Genomic DNA, 26,545 nt, shown 5'->3' with positions numbered 1-26,545 from the left:
CTTATACCCCTATAAACCCCTTCTTCCCTATACGCCCTCATCGCGAAAGCGAGCGCAAAAGTATGACGTTTTTATGTGAAGCGCAAGAGAATTTTCAAAATATTTTTTGAAGGATTTCAAATAGTCCGAAACTCGCTTTCGGGGCAACAAAGATACATATTGTATGGATAAGTAAAAAGGGAAAAGTTAAAAATTGTACGGGAAATGGCTTATGGTTTATGGTTCATAGCTTATAGTGGGAAAGCCTGGGCTTTAAAAAAATCTGTTGGACAAGGAATTACGCATTGCTCAATTGTTAGATCGTTATCCCGAAGCTTCAGGTCTTCGCTTAATATTATTGTATTGGTGTTAAATTGTTCTATTGCTGAATTGTGGAATTGCTACCCACAGTACGACTTATAGAACAAATAAAACTCCAACAAACTAAACTACCAATATTCTAACCGACGAAGGATTGCCCTGGCTTATTTAAACCTGATTGAAATGGATACCGGCCTGTGGCTAAGGCCGTGCGAAAGGAACAAGCGGGTCTGCCGTGTAGTATGAATGTAAAGCAGGGCTACCGGGAACGAAGCAATACGGGCCTCCCTTTTCAAAAAGTTAAAAGTCAAAATTAAAAGGGCCTGACCCGGGCTAACCGGTACTATCCATTCATGATTAAATGTTAAACTTTGTTAAACCAATGTTAATTTACCTATTATGCTATACTTTCGTGCACGATTGATTTACATTGACATATTACTTATTTACCTTATCTTTGCAAAATGTTTAAAAACAGGCGGATCATTTTATGGACACTGGTTGCTTTGTCAACGGTTGTTATTATCAGTTGTAAAAGCAAGTTCGAGAAGCTTCGTGCGAGCAACGATACTGCCAAAAAATACCAGGAAGCTATACGTTTATATAATAAGAAAGATTACAGCAAGGCCTTGTTATTATTTGACGACTTAATGCAACGCTACCGGGGCCGGGCCGAAGCGGAAGACCTGACTTATTATAACGCTTATACCAACTATTACCTGAAAGATTATATTACGGCACGGTACCAGTTTAAGGTTTTTGCTGATACGTATCCAAATAGTCCGAGGGCCGAGGAATGCCGCTATATGTATGGCTATTGCTATTACCTGGATTCGCCTAATTATTCGCTTGACCAGGAGAATACGGTAAAGGCTATTGATGCTTTACAGCTGTTTATTAACTTCTATCCGCAAAGTCAGCGTGCTGCCGAGGCCAGCAAATTGATTGATAATCTGCGTAATAAGCTTGAAACCAAGGCATACGCTAATGCCAAGCTGTACTATGATACCGGCGATTATGATCCGCAAAATTACCGTTCGGCTGTAATTGCTTTTAAAAATGTGATGCGTGATTACCCGGACACCAAGTATGCGGAGGAAATGACGTACCTGATGATCAAAGCGCAATACCTGTATGCTTCTAATAGTATTGAAAGCAAGCAGGAGGAGCGATTTAACGAATGCATTGATATGTACAATGAGTTTGTTGAGGATTATCCCAAAAGTAAATACCTGAAAGAGGCTACCGAGGTAAAGCAAAATGCCGAGGAAAAAATTAAACGGGTTAAAAGTCTGCTGGCCGCTCAAAACCAGAATGCCAAGGCTGATACTGTTGAAAAATCAAAATTGAAAAGTCAAAATTAAAAATCCGGAAGCCGAAATTAAACTATCTGTTTAGGATTAAAAGAAGTAAATATTAAAGATCAATCATATTAACATGAGCACTACAAAAAACGTTATACCAACATCAACCGTTACCCGTGATGTACGTCAGCTTGACCAGGAAACGGGCAACATCTACGAGTCGCTTGTAATTATTGCAAAAAGAGCTAACCAGATTGCTGCTAATATGAAAGAGGAATTGCACAGCAAACTGTCTGAATTTGCTTCGTCTAATGACAACCTGGAAGAAATATTTGAAAACAGGGAGCAAATAGAAATCTCTAAGCATTACGAGCGGATGCCTAAACCAACGTTAATTGCTATTGATGAATTTTTAAATCATAAGGTGTACTACCGTAACCCGTCAAAGCAAGAGGGTTGAAAGTGGAGCGCTGAAAGTTAAAAGTAGTTTCATTATACCTGAGACTTTTGTATAAAATATAATGAGGCTGAAAAATCAGGCTTTTTGGATACCCTCCTATAAGGGCCATGCTTACTAACAAAAATATATTACTTGGCGTTTGCGGCAGTATAGCAAGTTATAAATCTGCCCATTTAATACGCTTGCTGGTTAAAGCTGGCGCAAATGTCAAAGTAATCATGACTGCTGATGCCACGCAGTTCATTACTCCCCTTACGTTAGCTACACTGTCTAAAAATCCGGTACTTACGGCTTATTACAACCCGGAAAGTGGCGAATGGCATAGCCACGTGGAATTAGGCTTATGGGCTGACCTGATACTTATTGCACCGGCAAGCGCCAATACAATTGCAAAAATGGCATCGGGTATATGCGATAACCTTTTGCTGGCGGCTTATTTATCGGCAAAGAACACGGTATATTTTGCTCCGGCCATGGATTTGGACATGTGGCATCATCCTGCAACCCAGCAGAACATCGCCAAATTACAATCGTACGGAAACATACTGATCAAGCCTGCTTACGGCGAACTGGCCAGCGGATTGACCGGCGAAGGTCGCATGGCTGAACCGGAAGACATTATTTCGTTTCTTACCGGAGAACTAAAAAAAAAACTCCCGTTAACAGGTAAAAAGGCACTGGTAACCGCCGGCCCCACGTACGAGGCTATTGACCCGGTACGCTTTATTGGTAATCATTCTTCGGGCAAGATGGGCTATGCCATAGCCGAACGGCTTGAACAGCTCGGCGCCGATGTTACGCTGATTAGCGGCCCTACATCCTTACGATCATCCGCAAATATTAAGAAGATAGCCGTTACCTCGGCTGATGAAATGTTAATTGCCGCAACCGATAATTTTGGTGATGCTGATATTACCGTGATGAGTGCCGCTGTTGCTGATTATAAGCCTGATACCGTTGCTCCGCAAAAAATCAAAAAGGATTCGGGCTCACTTAATATAGCTCTGACTAAAACAACCGATATCCTGGCTCAGTTGGGTAAAAGAAAAAAGCCGGGGCAACTTTTAATTGGCTTTGCCTTAGAAACTGAACACGAGGAGGCTAATGCCATAGCCAAAATCAAAAAGAAAAACCTGGATTTTATTGTGCTTAACTCGTTAAACGACAAAAATGCCGGTTTTAAAGGCGATTATAATAAGGTTACCATTATTGACCGGCAACTAAACAAGGAGTATTTTGAGCTAAAATCCAAAGTTGAAGTAGCCGATGATATTTGTAAAAAAATTGTAGCTTTAATGGCTCATGATTAAACGTTGTTTCATAATAGTTTGCTTTATGCTGGCCATCCGGCAAGTACATAGCCAGGACTTGAATGCCCGTGTGCAGATTCTTTCGCCGCAGGTTCAGAATACCAATAAACAGCCTTTAAAAACCCTGGAAACGGTTATACGCGATTTTCTGAACAACCGTAAATGGAGTACCGATAAGTTTCAGCCACAGGAACGCATTGATTGCAACTTTGTAATTAACATTACCGAATGGGATGGTTCGGCTACGTTTAAGGCCGAAGCACAGATACAGTCCAGTCGCCCGGTATACGGCACAACGTACAATTCCACTTTGTTAAATATCAGCGATAAGGACTTTAATTTCAGCTATTCTGAAGGGCAGCCGCTTGATTACAGCGACCAAACTTATGGTAATAATTTAAGCTCATTGCTGGCCTTTTACGCTTATGTTATAGTTGGTCTTGATTATGACAGCTTTGCGAAATATGGCGGAACGCCTTATTATAACAAGGCTCAAGCCGTAGTTACCAATGCCCAAAATGCTTCGTTTAGCGGCTGGAAAGCCTTTGAAAGCCTTAAAAATCGCTATTGGCTAGCCGAAAATCTTAACAACAAAATATTCAATCCCTTACGGGAAATGCTATATACCTATCACCGGAACGGATTGGATATCATGTACGATAACCAGACCAAAGGTCGCCAGCAAATTATCGCGGCACTACCCGGGCTCCAGAAAATAGACAAGATGAAACAGGGTTCTATGCTTACGCAACTCTTCTTTACGGCTAAGGCCGACGAGTTGGTCAACGTGGTTGGCCAGGCGTCGCCTCAGGATAAAATTAAAACATACAACCTGCTTACTTCGCTTGACCCGGCAAACATTAACAAGTATAACTTGCTAAAAAAATAGCTTAGTGGCCTCTATCCTGCTGAAGGGAAAAAACTAATTTGCATATTTGCAGATACGTTAATTGTACTGTTTATACTATGCTTAGCCGGTTATTCATTCAGAATTATGCCCTTATAGATACCTTGGATATTTCGTTTTCCAACCAGTTGAATATTCTTACCGGCGAAACCGGAGCCGGAAAATCCATTATCCTGGGTGCTTTATCGCTGATATTGGGACAGCGTACCGAAAGCCGTTACCTCGTCAATCAGCAACAGAAATGTATTATCGAAGGTACTTTTAGCATTGGCAATTATCAGCTTAATGGTTTCTTTGAAGATAATGACCTGGATTACCAGAATGAAACGCTTTTGCGGCGTGAAATTGCCGCCGATGGCCGCTCCCGGGCTTTTATTAACGATACTCCGGTAACACTTTCAGTATTAAAGCAACTGGGCGAACAACTGATTGATATTCACTCGCAACATGCTACGCTCGAAATAAACGACGATGCCTTTCAACTGCTGGTAGTTGATGTTATGGCAGGTAACAAAGCGCTGCTAAGCCGCTACCGCGATACATTTAGCGCTTACCGCAAAAAACAGGCTGAACTGGAAGTGCTCATCCGCGAAAGCGAACAGGCTAAGGCAGATGCCGATTATCTGCAATTCCAGTTTGACGAATTGGAAAAAGCGGCTCTGAATGATGATGAAGAGCAACAACAATTAGAGCTGGAACTAGGTGCTTTAAGTCATGCCGAAGAAATCAAGCGAAATCTGCTGGCAGCTTTAATCCTGATAAGCGAGGGCGAAAACCCGGCAGGGGTTCAGTTAAAAGAAAGCCTGGCAATGGTTCGGCAATCCGAAAAGTTTAATCCGCGGTTATCAGACCTGAGCACACGCCTGGAAAGCCTGTTAATTGAATTAAAAGATATCCAGGCCGAAATTGAGCAGGTAGAACAACATACTCTCATTGACGAAGAACGGTTATTGACTGTCAATGAGCGCCTGGATAGTATTTACTCCCTGCAAAAAAAGCACCGGGTAAGCACCATAGCCGAACTTAAAGCCATACGCGATACGGTTTCAGATAAGCTCAATTCCATGCTATTCACTGATGAAGCCATTGAAACTCTAAAAGCGGATTTAAAACTGTTATTCGCCGAACTGGTTGACCTGGCAGACAACCTGTCGGCAAGCCGTAATGAAATCATCCCTCAACTGGAGCAGAAAATATCCACTCTACTTGCCGATGTGGGTATGCCCGACGCTGTGCTCAAAATTGAAAATACTACGTTTAGTGATGATAATCTAAATATCAACGGAAGAAACGCTATTCGCTTCCTGTTTTCGGCAAATAAGGGGCAAGCGCCAGCACCAATGAACAAAGTCGCTTCAGGCGGCGAGCTTTCGCGGTTAATGCTCTGTATAAAATCGCTGATCTCGAGGCATATCGCTTTGCCTACCATCATATTTGATGAAATAGATACCGGAATTTCGGGAGAAATAGCCTTAAAGGTTGGCAATATGATGGAGAAGCTGGCAGAAGACATGCAGGTTATCGCTATTACCCACCTGCCCCAGATAGCCAGCAAAGGCAATGCCCATTACCGGGTATACAAATACGAAGAATCCGGCATAACATTGAGCAATATCACACGGCTTTCGCCTGATGAACGTGTGGAAGAAATAGCTAAAATGCTGGGCGGCGCTAATCCCGGCGAACATGCCGTCAGCCATGCCAGGGAATTGATACAGAAAGGTTAATCAATCAATACGACTTTGTTAACCGGGCTACGTATTTGCCTATAATATCAAATTCCAGGTTGACTAATGTCCCCTCTTTCACATGCTGCATTGTGGTATGTTCATACGTGTACGGGATAATCGCAACCGAAAAGCTGTTCTCCCGTGAATTAACCACAGTCAGGCTGATGCCATTGACGCAAACAGAACCTTTTTCAACCGTTACATTTCCCGGTAACGCGTCATACTCAAAGGTATACTGCCAGCTTCCATCAAATGCCATTACCTCGGTACAAATGGCTGTTTGGTCTACATGCCCTTGTACAATATGGCCATCCAGCCGACCATTCATAGGCATGCAACGCTCCAGGTTTACAGAATCGCCTACTTGCAGGCAGGATAAATTAGATTTTATCAGCGTTTCCTGGATAGCCGTTACCACATGACTATCACCGGATTGCCTGACCACCGTTAAACATACACCGTTATGCGCAACCGATTGGTCTATTTTGAGTTCCGATGATATATCGGAGTTTACCGTAATATGCAGGTTGGTTCCCTCCTGCTCCAGACCAGTTACCCGGCCTAAGGTTTCTATGATTCCTGTAAACACGTTATCTTATTACTATACAAATTAAAAGTAATTAAAATATGGATAAATTCTGAATATTTTGGTTTTGATTATTACCTGATAGTCAACTCAACCCAACCATTTACCAATTGAGGGAACAGACCAAACACAACAAGCAACAATGCAAGGCCAGCCGAAATATATAAGCCGAAAGCGGCGTTCTTCGGCAAAGAGAAAATTACAGGTTCCGCATCCGGCTTTTTGAGATAGGCAAAAAGCGGTATTTTGAAATAGTAGAACAAAGATACTACCGTTGTAAGAGCGCCCATAGCCATTAGTATCAGCAATAAAACCGAGCCTGAAAAGTTATACAACTCCAGCGCCGAAGAGAATACCAGAACCTTGGCAATAAACCCGGCAGTAGCTGGAAAACCAATTAACGACAGCAATACAATGACCAGCGCACAAAAAGCTAAGGGAAGTTTTTTACCGAATCCCTTGTATTCCGAAATTTTTAATGTTCCGGTTTTCTGTTCAATGTAATCTGCCAGCATGAACGCGGCCATATTCATCAGGGTATAAACAAACAGGTAGAAAATCATCGCTTTTGCCGACGCATCGCTAAAAGCAATTAAGGCCATCATGATAAAACCGGTGTGCCCGATTGAAGAGTAGGCCAGCATACGCTTGATATTATCCTGCCATATCGCCGCAAAATTGCCTATAATCATGGTGATGATAGCAATTATACTGAGCAGTTGCTGGAAATCAACAATCAAAAAACCATGTCGCGGACTAAATGCCAGCAGGAAACGAATGACAACACCAAAAGCTGCGACTTTTCCCGCGGTAGATAAAAAAGCGGTTACCGGTGTTGAAGCTCCTTCATAAATATCGGGTGTCCAGAAATGCAACGGAACAAAAGATAATTTAAACCCGATGCCTGCCAAAACCAGTAAAACTGCCAGCGAGGCGCCCAATTGTGGTGTGACACGTAAATTGGCAATAAACTCATTATCCAATACCAGCGTACCGGTAAAACTATACAATAATGAGATGCCATAGAGCATCACAGCCGAACATACGGCTCCGAACAGAGCATATTTTATAGCTGCTTCCGATTGCCGGGTATTGCTGCTTACGTAGCCCACCATGAGGTATGAACCTACCGAAACCATTTCTACCGAAAGATACAACATGAGCAGATTGGCTGTCATGGCCATAAAGTTCATTCCCAACAGGGTTGCTATGACGATAGCATACAAATCTGAAAGTCCCTTTTTATGTTGTTGCAGTTCGGCGTTTATTTGTGTAAAAAGCAGGAATAGCATGCCGCACAACAGCAAAATCAGCTTCAGGTAAACAGCCAGGCGACTAAGCGCTATCATACCGCCAAACAACGAAACCGTACTTTCGGTTGTTAGTTGTCCGGCAGTAAAATATCCTGCAATAAGCAGTCCTGTAAAACTTACTATACCGGTTACTTTATCAGCCCTTTTACCGGTAAATAAACCCGTAATAATTACAATAATAAACAACGCGGTAAGCGCAAGTTCAGGCAGCAAATAGCCTAAGCCGTAAAGAATTTCGTTTATTGACTGCGATATTGATTGCTGCATTGTTAACGCTACTTATTCAATACATGGTTAACAAACTCAAGCACGGAGGTATTGATTTTATCAAATACCAGCGATGGAAATACACCCAGCACCAAAGCCAGGGCGGCCATAGGAACCAGGGCTAGTTTCTCTCTTACAGATACATCAGTAAGCTGTGTACGCCATTCTTCGCCACCCCAAAGCCGGGTTTGCCCGAAAAACATACGTTGCAGTGTCCACAGAAAATAAGCGGCTCCCAATAAAATACCTACCGAGCCACCAACAGCCATCCAACGTGGTAACAGTCCGTTTATGCTTTGTGAATTAAATGCCCCAATCAGGCTGAACACTTCGGCGATAAAGGCGGAAAATCCGGGTAAACCGAGCGAAGCAAAGAAGGCAATCATAATAAACACGGTATACTGGGGCATAATGAGCGCCAGTCCCCTGAAATTAGCAATTTCGCGGTTGTGAACACGGTTGTACAGTACGCCAACCAGGAAGAACAGCATCGCTGACAGAAAACCGTGGCTCACCATCTGCATCATGGCTCCGCTGGCGCCTTCGGCAGTTACCGAAGCAACACCCAACAATACAAAACCCATGTGCGATACGGATGAATAAGCAATCAGGCGTTTCAAATCGGTTTGAGCCAGAGCATTTAAAGCACCGTATAAAATGGAAACTACCCCAATTAATCCCAGCCACCAGGCCGAATGGATAGCCGCATCGGGGAAAATACCGAAACAGATACGCATAATTCCATATCCGCCAACTTTTAGTAATATACCCGCCAGGATAATGGAAACCGGCGTTGGAGCTTCTACGTGCGCATCGGGCAGCCAGGTATGCAGGGGCACTATCGGAACCTTTATCGCGAAAGCAATGAACAAAATAATAAATGCCAATAACCTTGCCGGGATACCAAATAATTGCTGGTTAGCAATTTGTGAGAACAGCGCTCCATCCGTATAATTATTGGGGTTCATCATTTGCAGGATGTTAAAGGTATGGTTTCCGGTAACCGGGTCGTTTACCGAGAAATACAGCCCAATCATCACCAGCAACATAAATACAGAGCCGAACAAGGTATATAAAAAGAATTTGATGGCGGCATATTCACGTCGCACACCGCCCCACATCCCGATAAGGAAATACAATGGCAACAACATCAATTCGTAGAAAATATAGAATAAAAAGAAGTCCAGCGCACCAAATACACCGATCACGGCAGTATCCAGCAGCAGGAATAATGCAAAATAACCTTTCAGGTTACGTGTTATTTCCCAAGACGATAAGGCGGCCACGAACATGATAACCGATGTTAGCAGCATAAACGGCATGGATAAACCGTCTAATCCCATAAAATAATCTATCTGCAACCGCCCCAGCGAGCCTAAGTCTAACCCTATCCACGAACGGTGCTCTACAAACTGAAAACCCTGTTCCCGGGTTACACCGGCCTGATTATCCGCAAAATTAAGGTATATATATATGCTGATAATAACCTGTACCAGCGTTGTTAGCAGCGTAATGTATTTATATCGCTGCTGCCAGGCCGTGGGCAGAAGTACTATCAATAAAGCCGACAATAAGGGGAGAAATGTGAGTACAGACAGAATCATATCGCCAGGCTAAAATAGGTTACAATAAAAAATGTTATCACAATAAATAAGGTAATCAGTAAATAATGCTGCAATTTTCCGGTTTGCATATTCCGGGCAAAGTTACCGATGCTTTTTGATAAAATGCCCACGCCATTCACCAGTCCATCTACAATATAGGTATCAAGCCAGGCTGAAAGCGTGGCAAGCGCCTGGCCCACTTTAGCCAGCAAATGTACCATACCGTCAACTATTACCCGGTCAAATCCCCTGACAAAAGCGGCGAGGTTAAGTACCCGCTTAATTATCGCTGCCTGGTATAAATTATCGATATACCACTTATTAAAGGCAAAATCATAGAAAAAGCCGCGATTGGTAAATATGGTCTTATCCCGCCGGGCATATTGCTGCCAGGCAAAATAGATAATGAGAATGGCCAGCAAATTAACCAATGCCGGGATAACGGTATGAATGATATTGATACGCTCAAGGCTTTCTACCGCGGGGAAGCCACGCAGCAACCAAGCATCTTCGTACAATAAGGGGTTTACCGAAAAGATAAGAAAAGTACTGCACAATGCTAATATGACCAGCGGGTAACGCATGGCTGGAGGAGCTTCGTGAATATGTCCTTCGGGAGATAAAATGCGCCAGCGGTTTTTACCCAAAAATACCTTGAAAAATAAGCGGGCGGTATAGAACGCGGTCAGCCAGCTGGTGATAAGCGCCGTAACAGGAATGATTTTACTCCATGACCCGCGTAAAGCAGCCCATTCAAATGAGGATATCAGGATGGCATCTTTGGACAAATATCCTGATGTAAGCGGAATACCTATCAATGCCAATGAGGCAACAAGCATTGCGATGAAAGTAACCGGCATGTGCTTGCGTAAACCACCCATATTGCGAATATCCTGGTGATCGAAATCTACGGGAGCAACCTGTTTTACATGATGCATTTCGTGAATAACCGCCCCTGCTGATAAGAACAGCAAACATTTAAAAAAGGCATGCGTGGTGAGGTGGAAAATGGCTGCGCTGTATTGTCCGATGCCAATAGCGAGCATCATAAAACCCAACTGCGAGATGGTTGAATAGGCCAATACTTTTTTAATATCGTTTTGTACCAATGCAATGGTGGCAGCCATCAGTGCTGTCAGCGTTCCGGTTATAGCGATGACTAACAGTACGGTATCATTGAACAACGGAAACAGACGGGCAAGCAGGAAAATTCCCGCGGCAACCATAGTAGCGGCGTGAATCAGCGACGAAACTGCCGTTGGCCCTTCCATCGCATCGGGCAGCCATACATGCAGTGGAAACTGCGCTGATTTGGCGATAGCTCCCAATACAAATCCCAGGCCCGCGACCGTAAGCCAGACAGCGGGCATGGTATGTACTCCGTTAATCCATTCGCCATTCTGCACAAAGGCATTGATGATAAGGCCATTTTCTCCTAAAAGCTGCTGCAAATCAAATGTACCGAACTGGGTAAATACAATCATGAGGCCCGACAGAATACCTAAATCGCCAATCCGGTTAACAATGAACGCTTTTTTATTGGCCTGAACGGCCGCATCGCGGGTAAACCAAAAGCCAATCAGCAGGTAAGATGAAAAGCCAACCAGCTCCCAGAATATGTAAATCAATAACAGGTTGTCGGCAATAACCATGCTTAGCATTGAAAAGCAAAACAAGCTCAGATGCGCCCAATAACGGTGCAGGTAAGCATCGCCTTTCATGTACGCGGTAGAGTAAATATGCACCAATAAGGCTATACCCGATACCAGCAACAGCATCAACGAACCGAGGTTATTCAGCAATATACCGGCATAAAATGACGTGTTACCGATAGTAAACCAGACATATTGCTGATGAATATCTAAACGGTTCCAGGTTTGGCTGAATACAATTGCGGATAATATGAAGCTAATAGCAATGGTAAGGATAGCCAGAAAAGCGCCCTTGCCGGGTTTCGCGAACAAACCAGTAACTAGAAAAGAAAGCAGGGGCAATATTGCCGCCGCAATGGCTAAATCCGTTAAAACTACTGGCGTATCTAATGTCAAAAGTTTAAAGTTTAAAGTTGAGCGCAGCGAAATCCCAATTATTCGGGGTTACAACTGCTAATTTCTTAACTGGTCTATCTTGTCGGGATCTATTGTTTTATAATGCTGATATACTTTTAAAATAATCGCCAGCGCTACAGCTACGGCTGCGGCAGCCATCACAATAGCAAACAGGGCAAATAATTGTCCACCCATCCGGTCTTTATCGTATTGCCCGGCGGCCACAAAATTAATAATAGCCGCATTAATCATGAATTCTATCCCGATAAGGATTTGTATGGCATTTCGTTTGGTTAAAACGGCATATAAACCGATACAAAACAGTATGGCGCCTACCAACATAAAATGGGTGAACGGGATCATGACCGGGGCTCCTTTCTGGCAATATGGGCTGCACCAACCAGCGCCATCATTAAAAATACCGATACCAGCTCAAACGGCAATAGGTACCGTGTCATCACCTGCACTCCGATTAAGTTTGCGGTATTATCTTCCGGCTGAACAAATTTTTCGGGCGATACCTGCATCCACCCGGGGATTTCAGCATCTGTTTTTGTAATAACCGTCACCAGTACAACTAAAAAGGCAACAGCTACCAGCAAAGCCGCAATGTGCTGCATTCCAAAAACTTTTTGCTGCATTTTTTGCAGGGTGTTCAGCACATCTTTATCTGACAGCATGAAGGCAAACAGCATCAATACCAATACACCTCCTACGTACACAATTACCTGTGTTATAGCAATAAAATCGGCCAGAGCGAACACGTACAGGCCCGCAGCAGAAAACAAGGTGGCAAAAAACAGGAATATAGAACGCACCAGTCCGCTCACGGTAACCGCAAGTAAGGCGGATAATAGCACCAAAAACGCAAATATGTAAAAAACAAGCTCCGTCATTATTCCTGCTGTTTTTGTGCCCGTAATGCTGCTTCTTTGGCAGCTTGCTTTTCGGCCTGCTGTTTTTCAAATGCTGCCCGCTTTTCGGCTATTTCTTCGGGCGTCATTTCCGCAAAAGGATATATCAGGTCTGTCATCTTAGGTACGCTGACATCGTATTGACTGGTCATGGTAATACATTCTGTAGGACAAACCACCGTACATAACCCGCAATACATACATTTGGCCATATCGATATCAAACTTTGCCGCGTACAAGCGTTTAACTGTACCGTCGGACGTTTGACCAATAGCCTCGGTAGCCTTTATACTTTCTATTTCAATACAATCTACCGGACAGATTTTTGCGCAGAGGTCGCACACAATGCAATCGTCAATCTCAACGTCAAGCTGATAGCGACCTACCTCGGGTACCGGCAATTGCTGGTGCGGATACTGAACCGTAACAACACCTTCCTGCTGCTCAAAGTAATTGCTGCTTTTAATGTTTTTCACATCACGGCTGTGCCGGGCGGCAAACAGGTGCTTCAGGGTAAGGCATAGACCTTTCCATGATGTTTTTACCGCCGATGTAAATTTATTTAACAGCATTTTTATCTATCAGATGTGAGATATAAGATGTCAGACACGAGACACCGCCTAACCCATAACCCACAACAACTAATTAATCACAAACAACTAACCAACCAACAACTACATTACCGCCAGCTTCCACACGCCTGATATAACCATACAAATAAACGCCAGTGGTGTTAAAATTTTCCAGCAGAGGCTCATGAGCTGGTCTACCCGTAAACGGGGAAGTGTCCAGCGTATCCACATTTGTGCCCCCACAATAAGCAGCGTTTTTAACATGATCCAGAATAATCCCCAGGCCACTCCCGTTGTCCACGCAGCTAACTTTAACGCACCGATATTCGGCAATGGTGTATTCCAGCCGCCTAAAAATAATATCACCCCGATTATCCCTACCAAAAACATCATGGAATACTCGGCCAAAAATATAAAAGCAAAACGCAGCGATGAATATTCGGTATGGAAACCCGCAACTAACTCTGATTCAGCTTCGGGAATATCAAACGGAGCACGGTTACATTCGGCCAGCGAGGCGATGAAATAAATGATATAGGCAACAAGCAGGTGCGGAGCCTGAAAAATATTCCATGCCAGTATGCCGCCTATATCCTGCACCTGTACAATACCCAGGAACTTTATCACTTCGCTATCAGTTAAAATGCCCTGCCGCAACGTGATTTCCTGCAAATCAAGAGATTGTGAAATCATCAATGCCGAGATTAGCGCAAAACCTGCTGGTATTTCATACGACACGATCTGCGCTACGGAACGCATAGCTCCCAGTAACGCATATTTATTATTAGAACCCCAGCCGGCCATTAAAATACCTACTGTTTCTACCGACAAAATGGCGAAGAGGTAAAAAATCCCCAGGTTCAGCGAAGCCGGAGATACACCCGGCGCCCAGGGCAGGGCGACAAAGCCCATATAAACTGCCAGGAAAATAATAACAGGCGCTATTAAAAAGAGCGCTTTATCTGCAACAGTGGGAATAATAAATTCTTTCTGGAAGAGTTTCAGGATGTCTGCAAAGGTTTGTAAACTCCCATATTTCCCGGTTTCCATAGGGCCCAGCCTGTCCTGGATGAAGGCCGAAATCTTCCGCTCGGCATATACGGCCATTAAAGCAAATACTGCCGTAAAGGAGAACAGCAAAACCGCGACAAGAATATATGCGAGATAAAAATTCAAACCAGGTTATTTAACAAACGCAAACTTACACATTCGCCGGGATATTTTATAAGTTAGTCTATATAAATCATAGATTTTTTAAAATTTATCAATTCAACAGGCACTCTATTGAAAATCTGTTCTAATGTGGAAGACGTCTAAATAAGGCAGGAAGGTGGAAGGTGGAAGGCGAACAACGAGAGAACAAAAGAAAAGCAACCTCAAAACGTAATCTGATTTATACCTGATACTCGAAACTAACTACTCGATACTAACAACGACAACAATACGCAATACCCGGTACGCAATACGCAATACAATATATACACTACTCCGCCAAAACTGTTACCTTTGCATTAATGAATAGTTCAGATTTGTTGCAGCGGGCGCTCCGGTTCAGATTTCTCAGCAAAGAAGAGGGAGTTTACCTGTTTAATCATGCCGCTACGGCCGAATTGGCATACGTAGCCAATGAATTACGCAAAAAGCAGGTGCCGCATGGAAAGGTAACCTGGCAAATTGACCGGAATGTAAATACAACCAACGTTTGTATTGCCAATTGTAAGTTTTGCAACTTCTTCAGACGTCCCGGGCATCCCGACAGCTACATTACCGATATAGAAACCTATAAACGTAAAATTGAAGAAACCTTTCGCTTTGGCGGCGACCAGTTGCTGCTGCAAGGCGGCCATCATCCCGACCTGGGTCTGCAATTTTATGTGAACCTGTTCAAACAACTCAAAGAGCTCTACCCTACCCTGAAACTACATTCGTTAGGGCCGCCGGAAATTGCCCATGTTTCCAAGCTGGAAAACATGTCGCATTATGATGTGTTAAAAGCGTTAAAGGAAGCCGGACTGGATTCCTTACCGGGCGCCGGAGCCGAGATATTAAACGACCGCGTCCGCAGGCTGATCTCCAAAGGTAAATGCGGCGGACAGGAATGGCTGGATGTGATGCGGGCTGCACATAAGCTGGATCTGCCAACATCGGCAACCATGATGTTCGGCCATGTGGAAACCATAGATGAACGGTTTGAACACCTGGTATGGATACGTGAAGTGCAATCAGAGAAACCGGAACATGCCAAAGGCTTTACGGCTTTTATTCCGTGGCCTTTCCAGGACGACGGTACGCTGCTAAGAAAAATACGCGGCATCCGCAATAACGTTACCGGCGATGAGTATATCCGTATGATCGCCCTGAGCCGTATCATGCTTCCTAACATTAAAAATATCCAGGCATCGTGGTTAACGGTGGGTAAGCAGGTTGCTCAATTGTGCCTGCACAGCGGAGCTAACGATTTCGGCTCTATTATGATCGAAGAAAATGTGGTTTCGGCTGCCGGAGCTCCGCACCGTTTCACGGCAAAGGGAATTCAGCAATCCATACGCGAGGCCGGTTTTGAGCCGCAGCTACGCGACCAGCAGTACCGTTTCAGGGAAATGCCCCCGCAAATAGAGGAGCAGGTAATAGATTATTAGAGCATATTTAACAGCTCAAAATAGTTATTGATCGCAAATTTTCAGAAATACGCGTTTATTTCCTTTAGCTATAGTGGAAACCGCCTTGCCGCTCACAATGCTATGATCATGTAAATATCTCAGCTGTTTCTTCAAAAAGGCCACTGCCGTACTATCGGCTTCGCTATTATTACAGCGAAAATATCGTTGAATAATCTTCTTCCTGATCAGTATCAGAAGACAGATCTTTAACAAATGCGTTGATTACATGGAGATCATTATCAACCTTAGCCTGACATGAGAAAAATATAGCGAAAAAAGTATCCAAAGTTTATTCTTCATCATCCCTTATTTTGATCTGTAACGGCGAGGTTGCGTACAAACACCTCTTTTATAGTATTTTATTTGCAGCCACTTCCAAAAGTATGTATTATCAGAAATAACACGAAATTGCCGGGATTGGGTGGTGTATCTGTTAAGTTTGGAAAGCCTGAAAGTACCGAACGGAATCGCAGGCACTTCCGGCTAAGCCTGTCGCAAACACCCCGCTATTTGACGTTTTTACACTTCTTAGGTTTTGAAATGCTTATGCACCTTTGTACTGTTAACTGGTTATTACATATAAAACATAAAAAAATGGAACCTACAAGCAAAACAAACATTACAGTTGAAACTACAATAAATGCCCCCGTAGAAAAGGTATGGGAATATTTTAATGCTCCTGAACACATTACGCAATGGTGCGCTGTATCTGATGACTGGCATGCGCCTTTTGCTGAAACGGATCTCAGGGTAGGCGGTAAAAGTAAAACCACTATGGCTGCTAAAGACGGTAGCTTTAGCTTTGATTTTGAATACGTGTACGATTCGATCAAAGAGCACGAAAGCATTGGCTACACCATTAATGACGGCAGGAAGGTCAAAGTCCAGTTTCGTAAAACTGATGCCGGCACACAAATAACAGAAACTTTTGAGCCTGAAAATACCAATCCGCTTGAAATGCAGCGGGCCGGCTGGCAAACCATTTTAGATAATTTTAAAAAATATACTGAAACTCATTAATACGAATCACCATGAAAACCAATCAAATTACACCTTGTCTTTGGTTCGATAAGCAGGCGGAGGAGGCAGCAAACTTTTATGTATCTGTCTTTAAAAATTCGTCTATTGGTGCGATAAGCCGTTATGGTAAAGCCGGCTTTGAAACTCACGGCATGCCGGAAGGTACCGTAATGACCGTTGCCTTTACCTTAAACGGACAAAGTTTTACTGCATTGAACGGAGGCCCCTTGTTTAAATTCAGTGAAGCTATTTCATTCCAGGTAAGCTGCGAAAACCAGGAAGCAATAGATTATTACTGGGGTAAGCTTAGCGAGGGCGGCGAAGAAGGCCCCTGCGGCTGGCTGAAAGACAAATTCGGCTTATCCTGGCAGATTGTTCCCGCCATATTACCGGAACTAATGAGTGATCCTGACAGGGCTCAACGTGTTACCCAGGCTTTCATGCAAATGAAGAAACTGGATATTGAGACGCTGGCAAACGCTTAAACGTTTTTAGCACAAGCGGCTATAGTAAACTTACGGCGTTACAAACGCCGGATAATGATGCACTCGTTTTGTAACCGAGCACTATCAGATAAAGCACAGATAGTTTCCTTTTGCCGGAGCTTCGACAACTTTTAAAAAGTTGTCGAAGCTGTTCTTTGCCTGACCTAACCTATTTAAACCTGATTGACGTGGATACCGGCCTGTGGCTAACGCCGCGAAAGAATAAGCGGGCCGGGTGCGCAGTATGAACAGAAAGCAGGGCTACCGGAACCGAAGCATTGCCGGCCTTGCTTTTCTTATTAAAATGCGAAGTAAGTGCCTCGGCGTCAAAGAAGAATTTGGTTTTTCGGGCACGAGAGCTTCTTGCCGGAGATTTAGGCTTGTGGTCTGCTTTATGAATAAAACCCTGAATTTTTAACCGGATTTTCGCTTATCCGCTTCGCTGTTCTGTATCTTTATCATCTCGCTACCCCAATATCCCCACCACGGTAAACCGTTCAAAAACCGATTCGGTGTGCGGGGCATCCTGCAGCTCATGGGTTAAATCCTGTCCGGCCCAATGCTCGTAGTGCATACCGCGTTTCCATAACCGGCTGGCAGAAACATCGTATATCCGACCGCGGTACGCAATCCAAATTTCAGCACGATCCTGACCATTGCGTAAGGCCAGCTGCGACTTGGTGTAAACCGGTAGTGCAACCTCACTCATGTACTTGTTTCTTTTTAAAATACTCAAAAAACATACAGTTGAGCAGGAGCATCGCCATAGCGTAAAAATGATCTTCAAAAGGAATGGAACCTATACGGATCCCCATATTTTCCTGGTCGTTATAAATTACCACCGGGATAGCCGTCAGCAATCCGTTTACAATATAAAACGGAATAAGCGAAACGGCAAATGCCAGGTAAAACCGGCTCAGGTAAGCTACCCGGCGGATAAAAGCGGCGTACACGATCAATACCAGCAATAGCCCAAACGTAATACAGGTATATACCCTGTCGGGATAACGGATCAATGCAAATACACACAGCAGCGCCAATGTACTGCTAATGACAGTTTTCCAGCCGGCCAGCATATCGGTTTTAACATAATGATTTAAACATTCATAAATAAACAGGCAGGCAAACGGAACGGTAATAAAAAAGAGAAGCTCCTCAACCGGAAGATTGAAAAAATAAATTTCAGTAATGTATGCCGGGTTAAACCACCATACATCATAAATAGTAAAAAGATAATCCCACAGCAAAAACAGCACACCTGTGCATAATAAACCCGGGAAAATAAACTTCCAACGCTTATAAAACTGCACCCGTTTATCAAACGAAAGCGCAACCGGAAAGAAAACGGTAAGAAAATTAATGAGCAGGTACGTATACTGTTTATTCATAACTTACCGAGTTTAGTACTTTCAGTTCTGCCGGAGTACATTTACCGTTATCTTTCATAAACTGCACGATATTCATTACAAGCGGTTTATCCAATTTCCCGAAGCGTTTTTTACCGAGTAATTCCACAATTTTCACACGATCTGTGGTCAGCTCATTACTATATCCTAAAAATGCCGGAATATAATATTCCAGCGTAAAACGTAAAAAACGTATTTCCAGGTTTCCGGCGTCCCGGTTAACAGCCAGCTGCAAGGTTTGTAAGCCCTGTTTCAGGTATTTGATCTTGTTATACGGATTCCAGGAATAACGGGCCTTCAACGCCTGTACAGAGCCCCAGTAAGCCATCACCAAGGGGTCGCTAATGGTCTTTCCCTTCATCTCGTCATATAGCTTATCCGCCGAAGTGGCATGTTGTAAAGCCTCATAATAACGGTTTCGCAGCGTTTTCATATCCTGGGTAAACGCGGTATGATAGCATAATACCAGCACAAATAACAGTCGCATCATATCAGATAACATTCAGCTGGTTCTTCACCAACGCCTGCACCATCAGCCAGGCTTTACGTCTATCCGAAATACGCACCCTCTTGGTCACAATAGTCTGCGGTGGCATACGCCTGATCTTACGAAACAGATCCAGGTAATATACATAGGCAATATAAACGCCGCGACGGGCACCGGCAGGCAACAGCTTAATGCCCGACACCGCTTTTTTAAAATCCTGCTCAATATCCGCTTCAATAATTTCCTTCTCGGTGGCGCTAAACGCGTCAAAGCCAATGCCCGGAAAATAAACCCTGCCCCGCTCCTCGTAATCGGCAAGTATATCCCGCAAAAAATTAACCTTCTGAAAGGCAGCGCCAAGCCGCTTGGCATAGCTCTCCAGGCGCAGGTATAAAACCTCATTATCTCCGCAAAAAACCTTGAGGCACATCAAACCCACCACTTCGGCCGAACCATAAATGTAATTTGAATACTCCCTCCTGGAATAGCAGGTATGGTACAGATCCATCTCCATAGAGGTAAAAAAAGTTTCGATGTGCTGCAGGCTGATCTGGTACTGGTTAACCACTAACTGAAATGCCTGCAACACCGGGTTCAGGCTGATACCGGACTCTATCGCCTCGAACGTATCCAGCTTAAACTCTTCAATAAGCTCGGATTTATCGTGCTCATGAAAGGTATCCACAATCTCGTCAGCATACCGCACAAAACTGTAGATAGCATAGATAGGATTACGAAATTTTTTACCGAACGCTTTAATACCCAAACTAAACGAAGTGCTGTACTGCTGCGTTATCAGCTTGCTGCACTTAAAGCAGGTATCGTTATACAAGTTCATCATCGGTATTTCAAACCTAAGATAAATTTTTTTCTAATTACTGCTAACTAATTGAAAAAAATTATTGCATTTCGTACATTTTCAAGCGACACACCCACGCTACTGAATATCATGCCACCTTACTTAGAACGTTAAAAAATACAGGTTAGCCTGCGTGGCCTTTGAATTATTGATAAGTTTTTTATTGCTTTTAAGATATCAATGAGCCCGCAAAGTGGCGGTTGACTTAGTATATTTTATTTGAAAAGCAGGGCCCGGTATCATTTCGGCACAGATAGTCCCGTTTTTCGCTTATACTACACAACCCTGCCCCGAAACCTCGCAAGGCATTAGCCACAAGGCCGGTATTCGCTTCAACCGGGTTTAATTTAGTCAGGTCTGTGCTAATAGTTTTGACAACTTACAAATTGGGGCTGATCAAAAAGTAAAAAAGCACCGTCATTTCGATCCCTCCCGTACATACGGGATCGTATAGGCGTCAAGTTAAGGGCTAATATGCACGTGCGTCCCGAGTCCTCGGGATAACCGGCTGAGCTAAATTTCCAGTTAATCCATCTCCTTCGATCAACTTCTCTATTAAACGGCGGCTTTTCTGTTTCTTAATAAAACGTTCCAGTGCCATAGCTACTTTTCTGTCATTTCCACATTCAAAAACAACTGTTAATAGCCAGGGGCGATGTTTCGATGTATAAGTAGAATGTTCAGAATGATTATGTTCCTAAAAGCGGCGCATATAGTCATCCGTATAGCCTACATAGTAATTGTCAGAAACCTCCGAATACAAGATGTAGATATGAAACATAACAAAATTTTAGGTTATTGAAGCGAAGAATAAAAAAGCCCCACCATATCTGGCGGGGCTTCGCTCCTCAGGCTGGGCTCGAACCAGCGACCCTCTGATTAACAGTCAGATGCTCTAACCGGCTGAGCTACTGAGGATTCTATCCGGTTATTTTTCCATATTAATCCGGTTTAATATACCTGCCGGATTTGGGACTGCAATATTCGGGATTTTAAATTATTAATGCAATATTTGCGTGCATTTTTTATTCAATATCGCATGAGCTTAGTAATTATCGGAACCGTTGCCTTCGACGCTATAGAGACCCCGTTCGGAAAAACTGATAAAATTGTTGGCGGTGCAGCTACCTATGCCGGTCTGGCTGCTTCATATTTCTATAATAACGTAAAAATAGTAAGCGTGGTCGGCGACGACTTTCGCCGGGAAGATATTGATACGTTTAAAGATCACGGTATTAATGTAGAAGGATTGCAGATCAGACAGGGCGAAAAATCGTTTTTCTGGGCAGGCCGGTACCATAACGATATGAATAGCCGCGACACATTGGTGACCGAGCTGAATGTGCTGGCTGATTTTGATCCTATCATCCCCGAAAGCTACCAGGATTGCGAATACCTGCTTTTGGGCAATTTAACCCCGCAGATACAACAAACCGTTATTAAACGATTGAAAAAACGTCCAAAGCTGATTGTGCTCGACACCATGAACTTTTGGATGGACGTTGCCTGGAACGACCTGATCGACACGCTGAAGCTGGTAGATGTATTGACCATTAACGATGCCGAGGCCCGACAGTTATCCGGCGAGTATTCTTTAGTGAAAGCCGCAGCTAAAATTCTGCAGATGGGCCCTAAATACCTGATCATCAAAAAGGGCGAACATGGCGCTTTGCTGTTCAACGAAGATAAAATATTTTCTGCCCCTGCCCTGCCCTTAGCCGAGGTGTTCGATCCGACCGGCGCCGGCGATACTTTTGCAGGCGGTTTTATTGGCTACCTGGCAAAGGTTGGCACGGTGAATTTCAATAATATGAAAAACGCCATTATTTATGGCTCGGCACTGGCTTCGTTCTGTGTAGAGAAATTTGGAACAGAGAAAATTATTGCACTCAGTAATGACGAAGTTGCCGCCCGCATCAAACAGTTTATAGCATTAAGCTCATTTACTATTGAGACGTAGGGGGAGATAGCAGCAAGGCAGATCTACGGGATCAGATATCAGAATCTGTCTAAAAATGAAAAAGGTAAGTTATACAGAGAGAACTGCTGGTGGTGACACCAGCAGCGGCAGGAGCCATGGACGGTGTCTTCACCGTCCATTAATTAAACCTGTAAAACCTTTTAGACAGCTTCTCAGATCAGCCGAAAACCGTATGCTGCTGAAAGAGGTTACCATGAAGATCGGGTATCAAAACCCATCTTATTCCGCTGCTGCTTTTAAAGCGTTCTACGGTTTTCATCCCAGCCGGATCACTTATTCAAAAGAGACCGCTGATGCTGAAAAATATTGAGTAAATAATGCGGTCAGGCTATTTCTCCCGGCAGGGAAATCATATTAAGCCTTAAAAAGGTTCAGGCAACTTCTTTATATACCTTCAGTCTTTTTAAGCCTGGCAGCTAAAAGCAGCCAGGTGGCCAGTAACATTAACACCGCAGCAGCCTGGTATATGATCGCCAAGCCTATTTGCGCATCCTGTAAAGCGCCCCCGATATAGACCATCAGTCCGCCGATAATGGTGCTTAAAAAATTCAGGAAACCGTAGCCGGTAGCAATGTACCGTTCATCTACCATCTGGCGTAGCACAGGCATCAGGTTGGCGTCATTAAACCCACGGGCCAACCCAAAGATCAGCATCGCGATAATGGCAATGATAAATACCTGGGTAGAAGCCATCAGAAATAAAAATGGGGCGCCGAGCGTAAAACCGATAATCAATACGTATAAACGGCCGCGGATATTACTGCGGGCCCAGCGATCGGCAATAATACCGCCTGCAATTACCCCAATAAACGATCCTACCTGGATGTAACTTGTGGCAGTAATACCGGCTTCGCCGAGGCCTAAATGAAAGTGTTCTCTGAAAAAAGTAGGCAGCCAGCCGTACACCAGCCAGTTTACCATGCCTAATACACTGAAATAAATCAACAGAATATAAAATGACCGTTCTGAAAAGAATACTTTAAACGATTGAGGGAGACTAATTGCAGGTAAAGCAGTTTCGGCCCGGGTTACATTTTCTTTTGAATGCGATGGATCATAATCCTTTAGCAGGAATAATAAAACAAACGAATAGAATATCCCCACAATACCGAAAACATGGAATCCGTACCGCCAGCCCCATAGTTCGGCGATATAGCCGCCAATGCCACCTACCGCTAACCCGGTATATAAACCGCTCATGTGCAGGCCTGTTGCCAGCGACCGGGTTCGCCCCCGGTGATAATCGGTTATCAGCGCCAGGGCAGCCGGGATATAACATGCCTCGCTCACACCCATTAACACACGGGTTATCAGCATCTGCTGAAAAGTATGCGTAAAACCGGTACAAAGCGTTACCAGCGACCACACAAACACGCTAAAAATAATTACGTTTTTCCGGCTGAATTTATCGGCTAAAAAGCCTCCAAAAGGGCTTAATATACCATACGACCACAAAAACACGGAAGTTAGTAAGCCAAATTGCGCATCTGTCAATGAAAAATCGGCCACAATGGGATCCCGCATAGAGGTGATCAGGATCCGGTCAAGGTAATTCAGAAAGGCTATTACCCATAAGGCGCCAACAATAACCCAGGGATAAGCAACGGCTTTATTCATTGCTTACTTTGTATGCTGACCATTAAGTGACTATCAATTATCTTCAACATTATGCTACCGGGAAGTGATATCAGTTGTTTCAGTCTTATTTTGTTGTAACAGATCAAAAAAACCAACATCTTCCAAACAAGCCTTCAACGCTTCATAATCAATGTTTGATAACTCTGTTAACGGCAGACGGCAGGAACCCATATCAAAACCCAGCATGTGCATAATGGCCCGCTGTGCCGGAATAGGTGAGAACCTGATCAGGCAACGCACCATTTCTATTAACTGCATTTGCATGTCACGAGCCTTCTGGTGATTGTTATCCTGGTAATATTTTATAATTTTCAGATACAGGGGTGCTGCGTAGGTATAGGTACTTCCAATGGCGCCCTTTGCGCCTACTGCCAGGGCAGGCAGCAACATTTCGTCAAAACCGAACAGGATATCGTATTTACCATTTTTGTAATTCAGGCAAGACTGATACTCGAACAGCGTAGATGCCGTATATTTTATCCCGGCCAGGTTAGGGATTTTATCTTCGCTTAGGCGAAGAAAGTTAACCATATCCATGCCTACACCCGTTAGTGTTGGTATGTGATAGTAGTAAAAAGGCAGTTCAGGCGCTGCTGAAGCAATTTCAGCCATACTGTCTACCAGGTTTTGAACCGAAGACGGTTTAAAGTAAAAAGCCGCAACTGAAGAGATCGCATCAGCGCCAATCTGCGCCGCATGTTCAGCAAGCTTCCGTGATTCGGCAATAGAAGTATGCCCTACATGCACCAGCACCAGAATCCGTTTATTAACCGCTTTTACATAAGCTTCGGCTACGGCCATTCTTTCCTCCATTGTCATGTTTGGGCCTTCTCCGTTTGTGCCGCATATAAACACCCCGGAAATTCCGTCATCAATCAATTTTTCTACCAGCACGGGAATCATATCCAGGTTGAGTAGTCCATTTTTATGATAGGCAGAAAAGGTAGCAGCTATCAGTCCTTCAATCTTCATCATTTATCTGTTTATTTATGTCTATGGTACTTTATTTTTTTAATAACTCGCTTAATGTGATTTTTTGAAATACCATATCGGCCTGACTGCTTTCGTACAAAATGCCAACATGTTTTTCATCTGTGGATGTTATACAGGAATATCCCCTGCTTTTCAGCTCATCTAAAAGAATTTGTTTAGGCCAGGTCATACCCTCATCAAAACTTGGCTTGATGGAAAGGTGGTCTCTGCTGCTTTTAGAATCGGGATTAGAAAATAGCAGCATGCTGCGTATTTTTCCGGCTTCTGTAAATGTATGCTTGTATAAACTGCCCATACACACCGGTTCTGGTAATGCCTTGAACGAGGTTGGATGCGGCTGCCAGGTTTGTCCCAGGTCATGGGTCACGCACACGGCCCTGCCATTGTCAGCACCCAGGTTGCCTTTATTTTTATTGGCACGCATATTCAGCATCAACGAACTGTCTGAAAGTTGTACTACGGCACATTCGGTTGTTTGTGTTTCTTTCAATGCACGGTTTGCCGTTTTCCATGTGTGTCCCTGGTCTTTGCTGTAAACTATGGTCGAGAACGGCTTTCCCGATTCATCCCGGCCCTGGGCAGGGAAAACCAATGTACCGTCAAAAAGTGTGATGCCATTTCCGGGAGCGGGCGCTAACAACCACCATTGCTCCTGTTTACACATTTTTGTGATGTTTACGGGTTTACTCCAGGTTTTGCCATCATCGGTACTTTTAACCAGCATGAATTGTGCTGATTGCCTGACATCATAACCCGGTTGTGAGCCCCTGTCCTTCCACTGATGGTTCCAATCGGTACTGTTTTCAGTTAATCCTTCTATCCAATGTCCCTGTTTATCAAGAACACCATGCATCCATAAGGCGGCAATGTAAATGGCATCCGAATTCTTATCTACCAGTATGCAGGCATCCGAAACGCCATTAAATTTTTCGGGCAATCCTCCCCATTGCCCCATATCCATTGCTATCTGCAACGGCTGCCAGGTTTGTCCGCCATCTGTGCTCCGGTGCAACCCGATATCAATATCGCCCTGCAGATCGCGGGCACTTTGCCGACGGGCATCAAAAATAGCCAGCAGCGTACCTTTGTTGGTTACTGCCAGACCGGGTATGCGGGATGTGTGGATACCATCGGCCATATGCTGCCTGACGGCTACACCTATGCGTTGGCTCAACACACGAGATTTGCCAGCTAACGAAATCGTTTCATCAGCAAATTGCGCCTCAATCAACTGACAGCTTACCTTATCCAGCAGATCTGCCTGGTTAGAAAGTGCACAGGTTACCCAGAAATAATGTACGCCCGGACTTAATTCAACAGATCCTTTAATGATAACTTTTGATCCTGGATTCGCCGCTTCGCCAAACAGTTTTTTTTCTGATTGTTGCCCGCTATTAAATAGCGTATCATCCCCGCAATAATATACCTGAATAGCAGTAATATCTTTAACTGATGTAGTACCCTGGGTTGATAAAACAAGCTGCTTTAACCGGTGGTTCTCATTTCCATTTACGGTGACTTTAATGCGCACCAGCGGATTATCATTCCTATCGATCAATACTGGTATCTGGAATTGTGCCTGGTCTACATTAACAGAAGAAACCAGCGATTGGGCGTTGCCAGTAAATGGCAAAAAACCAACGCCTGCAACAAGCACTGACTGAACGGGCTTTCTTATGTATTTCTTTAGTATCTGCATTA

General features: G+C 43.9%; 26 protein-coding genes and 1 tRNA gene. 10 read left to right on the top strand and 17 right to left on the bottom strand.

The window, feature by feature from the left end; translation table 11 throughout:
- The first annotated feature begins 764 nt into the window (after window positions 1-764).
- From FW774_RS17850 to recN, 5 genes are all read left to right on the top strand, one after another.
- Window positions 765-1,664, top strand: coding sequence for an outer membrane protein assembly factor BamD (locus tag FW774_RS17850; protein WP_149349573.1), 900 nt, complete (start codon window positions 765-767; stop codon window positions 1,662-1,664).
- A gap of 73 nt (window positions 1,665-1,737) precedes the next feature.
- On the top strand, window positions 1,738-2,064 hold the full coding sequence (locus FW774_RS17845; protein ID WP_149349572.1) for a DNA-directed RNA polymerase subunit omega: 327 nt from the start codon (window positions 1,738-1,740) through the stop codon (window positions 2,062-2,064).
- A gap of 107 nt (window positions 2,065-2,171) precedes the next feature.
- Window positions 2,172-3,374 (top strand): bifunctional phosphopantothenoylcysteine decarboxylase/phosphopantothenate--cysteine ligase CoaBC, encoded by a 1,203-nt coding sequence (gene coaBC / locus FW774_RS17840; protein ID WP_149349571.1) that lies wholly within the window; start codon window positions 2,172-2,174, stop codon window positions 3,372-3,374.
- Complete coding sequence (locus tag FW774_RS17835) at window positions 3,367-4,263, top strand: DUF4835 family protein (RefSeq protein WP_149349570.1); 897 nt, start codon at window positions 3,367-3,369, stop codon at window positions 4,261-4,263. The genes coaBC and FW774_RS17835 overlap by 8 nt, the downstream gene beginning before the upstream one ends.
- Before the next feature lie 77 nt (window positions 4,264-4,340).
- Window positions 4,341-6,008, top strand: a complete 1,668-nt coding sequence (gene recN / locus FW774_RS17830) for a DNA repair protein RecN (RefSeq protein WP_149349569.1) — start codon at window positions 4,341-4,343, stop codon at window positions 6,006-6,008.
- Window positions 6,009-6,012: 4 nt separating this feature from the next.
- On the opposite strand, the gene FW774_RS17825 is transcribed toward recN, so the two are convergent.
- The 8 genes from FW774_RS17825 to FW774_RS17790 all read right to left on the bottom strand — a co-directional run bounded on the left by FW774_RS17825 (window position 6,013) and on the right by FW774_RS17790 (window position 14,491).
- The gene (locus FW774_RS17825) at window positions 6,013-6,600 is read right to left on the bottom strand and encodes a riboflavin synthase (protein WP_149349568.1); all 588 of its coding nucleotides are present in this window, start codon (window positions 6,598-6,600) and stop codon (window positions 6,013-6,015) included.
- 71 nt (window positions 6,601-6,671) lie between these two features.
- Window positions 6,672-8,177, bottom strand: a complete 1,506-nt coding sequence (locus FW774_RS17820; RefSeq protein ID WP_149349567.1) for an NADH-quinone oxidoreductase subunit N — start codon at window positions 8,175-8,177, stop codon at window positions 6,672-6,674.
- 8 nt (window positions 8,178-8,185) lie between these two features.
- The gene (locus FW774_RS17815; protein WP_149349566.1) at window positions 8,186-9,781 is read right to left on the bottom strand and encodes a NuoM family protein; all 1,596 of its coding nucleotides are present in this window, start codon (window positions 9,779-9,781) and stop codon (window positions 8,186-8,188) included.
- On the bottom strand, window positions 9,778-11,829 hold the full coding sequence (gene nuoL / locus FW774_RS17810; protein ID WP_149349565.1) for an NADH-quinone oxidoreductase subunit L: 2,052 nt from the start codon (window positions 11,827-11,829) through the stop codon (window positions 9,778-9,780). Before nuoL ends, FW774_RS17815 begins: the two co-directional genes overlap by 4 nt.
- 57 nt (window positions 11,830-11,886) lie before the next feature.
- Window positions 11,887-12,192, bottom strand: a complete 306-nt coding sequence (nuoK, locus tag FW774_RS17805) for an NADH-quinone oxidoreductase subunit NuoK (protein ID WP_149349564.1) — start codon at window positions 12,190-12,192, stop codon at window positions 11,887-11,889.
- Window positions 12,189-12,725, bottom strand: coding sequence for an NADH-quinone oxidoreductase subunit J (locus FW774_RS17800; protein ID WP_149349563.1), 537 nt, complete (start codon window positions 12,723-12,725; stop codon window positions 12,189-12,191). Before FW774_RS17800 ends, nuoK begins: the two co-directional genes overlap by 4 nt.
- Window positions 12,725-13,315, bottom strand: a complete 591-nt coding sequence (locus tag FW774_RS17795) for a 4Fe-4S binding protein (protein WP_149349562.1) — start codon at window positions 13,313-13,315, stop codon at window positions 12,725-12,727. The genes FW774_RS17800 and FW774_RS17795 overlap by 1 nt, the downstream gene beginning before the upstream one ends.
- Window positions 13,316-13,417: 102 nt before the next feature.
- Window positions 13,418-14,491 (bottom strand): complex I subunit 1/NuoH family protein, encoded by a 1,074-nt coding sequence (locus tag FW774_RS17790; RefSeq protein WP_149349561.1) that lies wholly within the window; start codon window positions 14,489-14,491, stop codon window positions 13,418-13,420.
- 338 nt (window positions 14,492-14,829) lie between these two features.
- Between FW774_RS17790 and mqnC the strand changes: the two genes are divergently transcribed.
- The 3 genes from mqnC (at window position 14,830) to FW774_RS17775 (ending at window position 17,480) form a co-directional block, all read left to right on the top strand.
- Window positions 14,830-15,954, top strand: a complete 1,125-nt coding sequence (mqnC, locus tag FW774_RS17785) for a cyclic dehypoxanthinyl futalosine synthase (protein ID WP_149349560.1) — start codon at window positions 14,830-14,832, stop codon at window positions 15,952-15,954.
- Between the two features lie 615 nt (window positions 15,955-16,569).
- Window positions 16,570-16,995 carry an SRPBCC family protein gene (locus FW774_RS17780; RefSeq protein WP_149349559.1) on the top strand — a complete coding sequence of 142 codons (426 nt, stop codon included), beginning with the start codon at window positions 16,570-16,572 and terminating at the stop codon, window positions 16,993-16,995.
- Between the two features lie 11 nt (window positions 16,996-17,006).
- Complete coding sequence (locus FW774_RS17775) at window positions 17,007-17,480, top strand: VOC family protein (protein ID WP_149349558.1); 474 nt, start codon at window positions 17,007-17,009, stop codon at window positions 17,478-17,480.
- 466 nt (window positions 17,481-17,946) lie between these two features.
- Here FW774_RS17775 and FW774_RS17770 read toward each other — a convergent pair whose 3' ends face one another.
- The 6 genes from FW774_RS17770 to FW774_RS17750 all read right to left on the bottom strand — a co-directional run bounded on the left by FW774_RS17770 (window position 17,947) and on the right by FW774_RS17750 (window position 21,150).
- A complete protein-coding gene (locus FW774_RS17770; RefSeq protein ID WP_149349557.1) occupies window positions 17,947-18,189 on the bottom strand; it encodes a cytochrome b5 domain-containing protein in 243 nt (80 codons plus the stop codon).
- A complete protein-coding gene (locus FW774_RS17765) occupies window positions 18,182-18,868 on the bottom strand; it encodes a lycopene cyclase domain-containing protein (RefSeq protein WP_149349556.1) in 687 nt (228 codons plus the stop codon). Before FW774_RS17765 ends, FW774_RS17770 begins: the two co-directional genes overlap by 8 nt.
- Window positions 18,861-19,376 carry a hypothetical protein gene (locus tag FW774_RS17760; protein ID WP_149349555.1) on the bottom strand — a complete coding sequence of 172 codons (516 nt, stop codon included), beginning with the start codon at window positions 19,374-19,376 and terminating at the stop codon, window positions 18,861-18,863. The genes FW774_RS17765 and FW774_RS17760 overlap by 8 nt, the downstream gene beginning before the upstream one ends.
- A gap of 1 nt (window position 19,377) precedes the next feature.
- Entirely contained in the window at window positions 19,378-20,214 is an 837-nt protein-coding gene (locus tag FW774_RS17755) for a phytoene/squalene synthase family protein (RefSeq protein ID WP_149349554.1), read from the bottom strand.
- A gap of 715 nt (window positions 20,215-20,929) precedes the next feature.
- Window positions 20,930-21,013, bottom strand: coding sequence for a GIY-YIG nuclease family protein (locus tag FW774_RS20950; protein ID WP_410522749.1), 84 nt, complete (start codon window positions 21,011-21,013; stop codon window positions 20,930-20,932).
- A 63-nt stretch (window positions 21,014-21,076) separates the two neighbouring features.
- Window positions 21,077-21,150 (bottom strand) — tRNA-Asn (locus FW774_RS17750).
- A gap of 121 nt (window positions 21,151-21,271) precedes the next feature.
- Between FW774_RS17750 and FW774_RS17745 the strand changes: the two genes are divergently transcribed.
- Window positions 21,272-22,192, top strand: coding sequence for a PfkB family carbohydrate kinase (locus tag FW774_RS17745; protein ID WP_149349553.1), 921 nt, complete (start codon window positions 21,272-21,274; stop codon window positions 22,190-22,192).
- 55 nt (window positions 22,193-22,247) lie between these two features.
- Complete coding sequence (locus tag FW774_RS17740; protein WP_149349552.1) at window positions 22,248-22,523, top strand: hypothetical protein; 276 nt, start codon at window positions 22,248-22,250, stop codon at window positions 22,521-22,523.
- A gap of 74 nt (window positions 22,524-22,597) precedes the next feature.
- On the opposite strand, the gene FW774_RS17735 is transcribed toward FW774_RS17740, so the two are convergent.
- The 3 genes from FW774_RS17735 to FW774_RS17725 are packed head-to-tail and all read right to left on the bottom strand — an operon-like array spanning window position 22,598 to window position 26,543.
- A complete protein-coding gene (locus FW774_RS17735; protein ID WP_149349551.1) occupies window positions 22,598-23,830 on the bottom strand; it encodes an MFS transporter in 1,233 nt (410 codons plus the stop codon).
- Between the two features lie 54 nt (window positions 23,831-23,884).
- Window positions 23,885-24,826 (bottom strand): dihydrodipicolinate synthase family protein, encoded by a 942-nt coding sequence (locus FW774_RS17730; protein WP_149349550.1) that lies wholly within the window; start codon window positions 24,824-24,826, stop codon window positions 23,885-23,887.
- A 28-nt stretch (window positions 24,827-24,854) separates the two neighbouring features.
- A complete protein-coding gene (locus FW774_RS17725; RefSeq protein ID WP_149349549.1) occupies window positions 24,855-26,543 on the bottom strand; it encodes a sialidase family protein in 1,689 nt (562 codons plus the stop codon).
- Between the last annotated feature and the right edge of the window lie 2 nt (window positions 26,544-26,545).

The organism is Pedobacter sp. BS3 (assembly GCF_008274585.1).
Classification (GTDB): domain Bacteria; phylum Bacteroidota; class Bacteroidia; order Sphingobacteriales; family Sphingobacteriaceae; genus Hufsiella_A.
Note: the sequence above shows the minus strand (reverse complement) of the source record. Positions and strands in the feature narration are given on the sequence as shown.

What these genes read in the sequence shown, in the direction of transcription:
- FW774_RS17850 (WP_149349573.1), top strand. Translation starts at nt 765, where the DNA reads ATGTTTAAAAACAGGCGGATCATTTTATGGACACTGGTTGCTTTGTCA.
- FW774_RS17845 (WP_149349572.1), top strand. Translation starts at nt 1,738, where the DNA reads ATGAGCACTACAAAAAACGTTATACCAACATCAACCGTTACCCGTGAT.
- coaBC (WP_149349571.1), top strand. Translation starts at nt 2,172, where the DNA reads ATGCTTACTAACAAAAATATATTACTTGGCGTTTGCGGCAGTATAGCA.
- FW774_RS17835 (WP_149349570.1), top strand. Translation starts at nt 3,367, where the DNA reads ATGATTAAACGTTGTTTCATAATAGTTTGCTTTATGCTGGCCATCCGG.
- recN (WP_149349569.1), top strand. Translation starts at nt 4,341, where the DNA reads ATGCTTAGCCGGTTATTCATTCAGAATTATGCCCTTATAGATACCTTG.
- FW774_RS17820 (WP_149349567.1), bottom strand. Translation starts at nt 8,177, where the DNA reads ATGCAGCAATCAATATCGCAGTCAATAAACGAAATTCTTTACGGCTTA.
- FW774_RS17815 (WP_149349566.1), bottom strand. Translation starts at nt 9,781, where the DNA reads ATGATTCTGTCTGTACTCACATTTCTCCCCTTATTGTCGGCTTTATTG.
- nuoK (WP_149349564.1), bottom strand. Translation starts at nt 12,192, where the DNA reads ATGATCCCGTTCACCCATTTTATGTTGGTAGGCGCCATACTGTTTTGT.
- FW774_RS17800 (WP_149349563.1), bottom strand. Translation starts at nt 12,725, where the DNA reads ATGACGGAGCTTGTTTTTTACATATTTGCGTTTTTGGTGCTATTATCC.
- FW774_RS17795 (WP_149349562.1), bottom strand. Translation starts at nt 13,315, where the DNA reads ATGCTGTTAAATAAATTTACATCGGCGGTAAAAACATCATGGAAAGGT.
- mqnC (WP_149349560.1), top strand. Translation starts at nt 14,830, where the DNA reads ATGAATAGTTCAGATTTGTTGCAGCGGGCGCTCCGGTTCAGATTTCTC.
- FW774_RS17780 (WP_149349559.1), top strand. Translation starts at nt 16,570, where the DNA reads ATGGAACCTACAAGCAAAACAAACATTACAGTTGAAACTACAATAAAT.
- FW774_RS17775 (WP_149349558.1), top strand. Translation starts at nt 17,007, where the DNA reads ATGAAAACCAATCAAATTACACCTTGTCTTTGGTTCGATAAGCAGGCG.
- FW774_RS17770 (WP_149349557.1), bottom strand. Translation starts at nt 18,189, where the DNA reads ATGAGTGAGGTTGCACTACCGGTTTACACCAAGTCGCAGCTGGCCTTA.
- FW774_RS17765 (WP_149349556.1), bottom strand. Translation starts at nt 18,868, where the DNA reads ATGAATAAACAGTATACGTACCTGCTCATTAATTTTCTTACCGTTTTC.
- FW774_RS17760 (WP_149349555.1), bottom strand. Translation starts at nt 19,376, where the DNA reads ATGATGCGACTGTTATTTGTGCTGGTATTATGCTATCATACCGCGTTT.
- FW774_RS17755 (WP_149349554.1), bottom strand. Translation starts at nt 20,214, where the DNA reads ATGATGAACTTGTATAACGATACCTGCTTTAAGTGCAGCAAGCTGATA.
- FW774_RS20950 (WP_410522749.1), bottom strand. Translation starts at nt 21,013, where the DNA reads ATGTTTCATATCTACATCTTGTATTCGGAGGTTTCTGACAATTACTAT.
- FW774_RS17745 (WP_149349553.1), top strand. Translation starts at nt 21,272, where the DNA reads ATGAGCTTAGTAATTATCGGAACCGTTGCCTTCGACGCTATAGAGACC.
- FW774_RS17740 (WP_149349552.1), top strand. Translation starts at nt 22,248, where the DNA reads ATGAAAAAGGTAAGTTATACAGAGAGAACTGCTGGTGGTGACACCAGC.
- FW774_RS17735 (WP_149349551.1), bottom strand. Translation starts at nt 23,830, where the DNA reads ATGAATAAAGCCGTTGCTTATCCCTGGGTTATTGTTGGCGCCTTATGG.
- FW774_RS17730 (WP_149349550.1), bottom strand. Translation starts at nt 24,826, where the DNA reads ATGATGAAGATTGAAGGACTGATAGCTGCTACCTTTTCTGCCTATCAT.
- FW774_RS17725 (WP_149349549.1), bottom strand. Translation starts at nt 26,543, where the DNA reads ATGCAGATACTAAAGAAATACATAAGAAAGCCCGTTCAGTCAGTGCTT.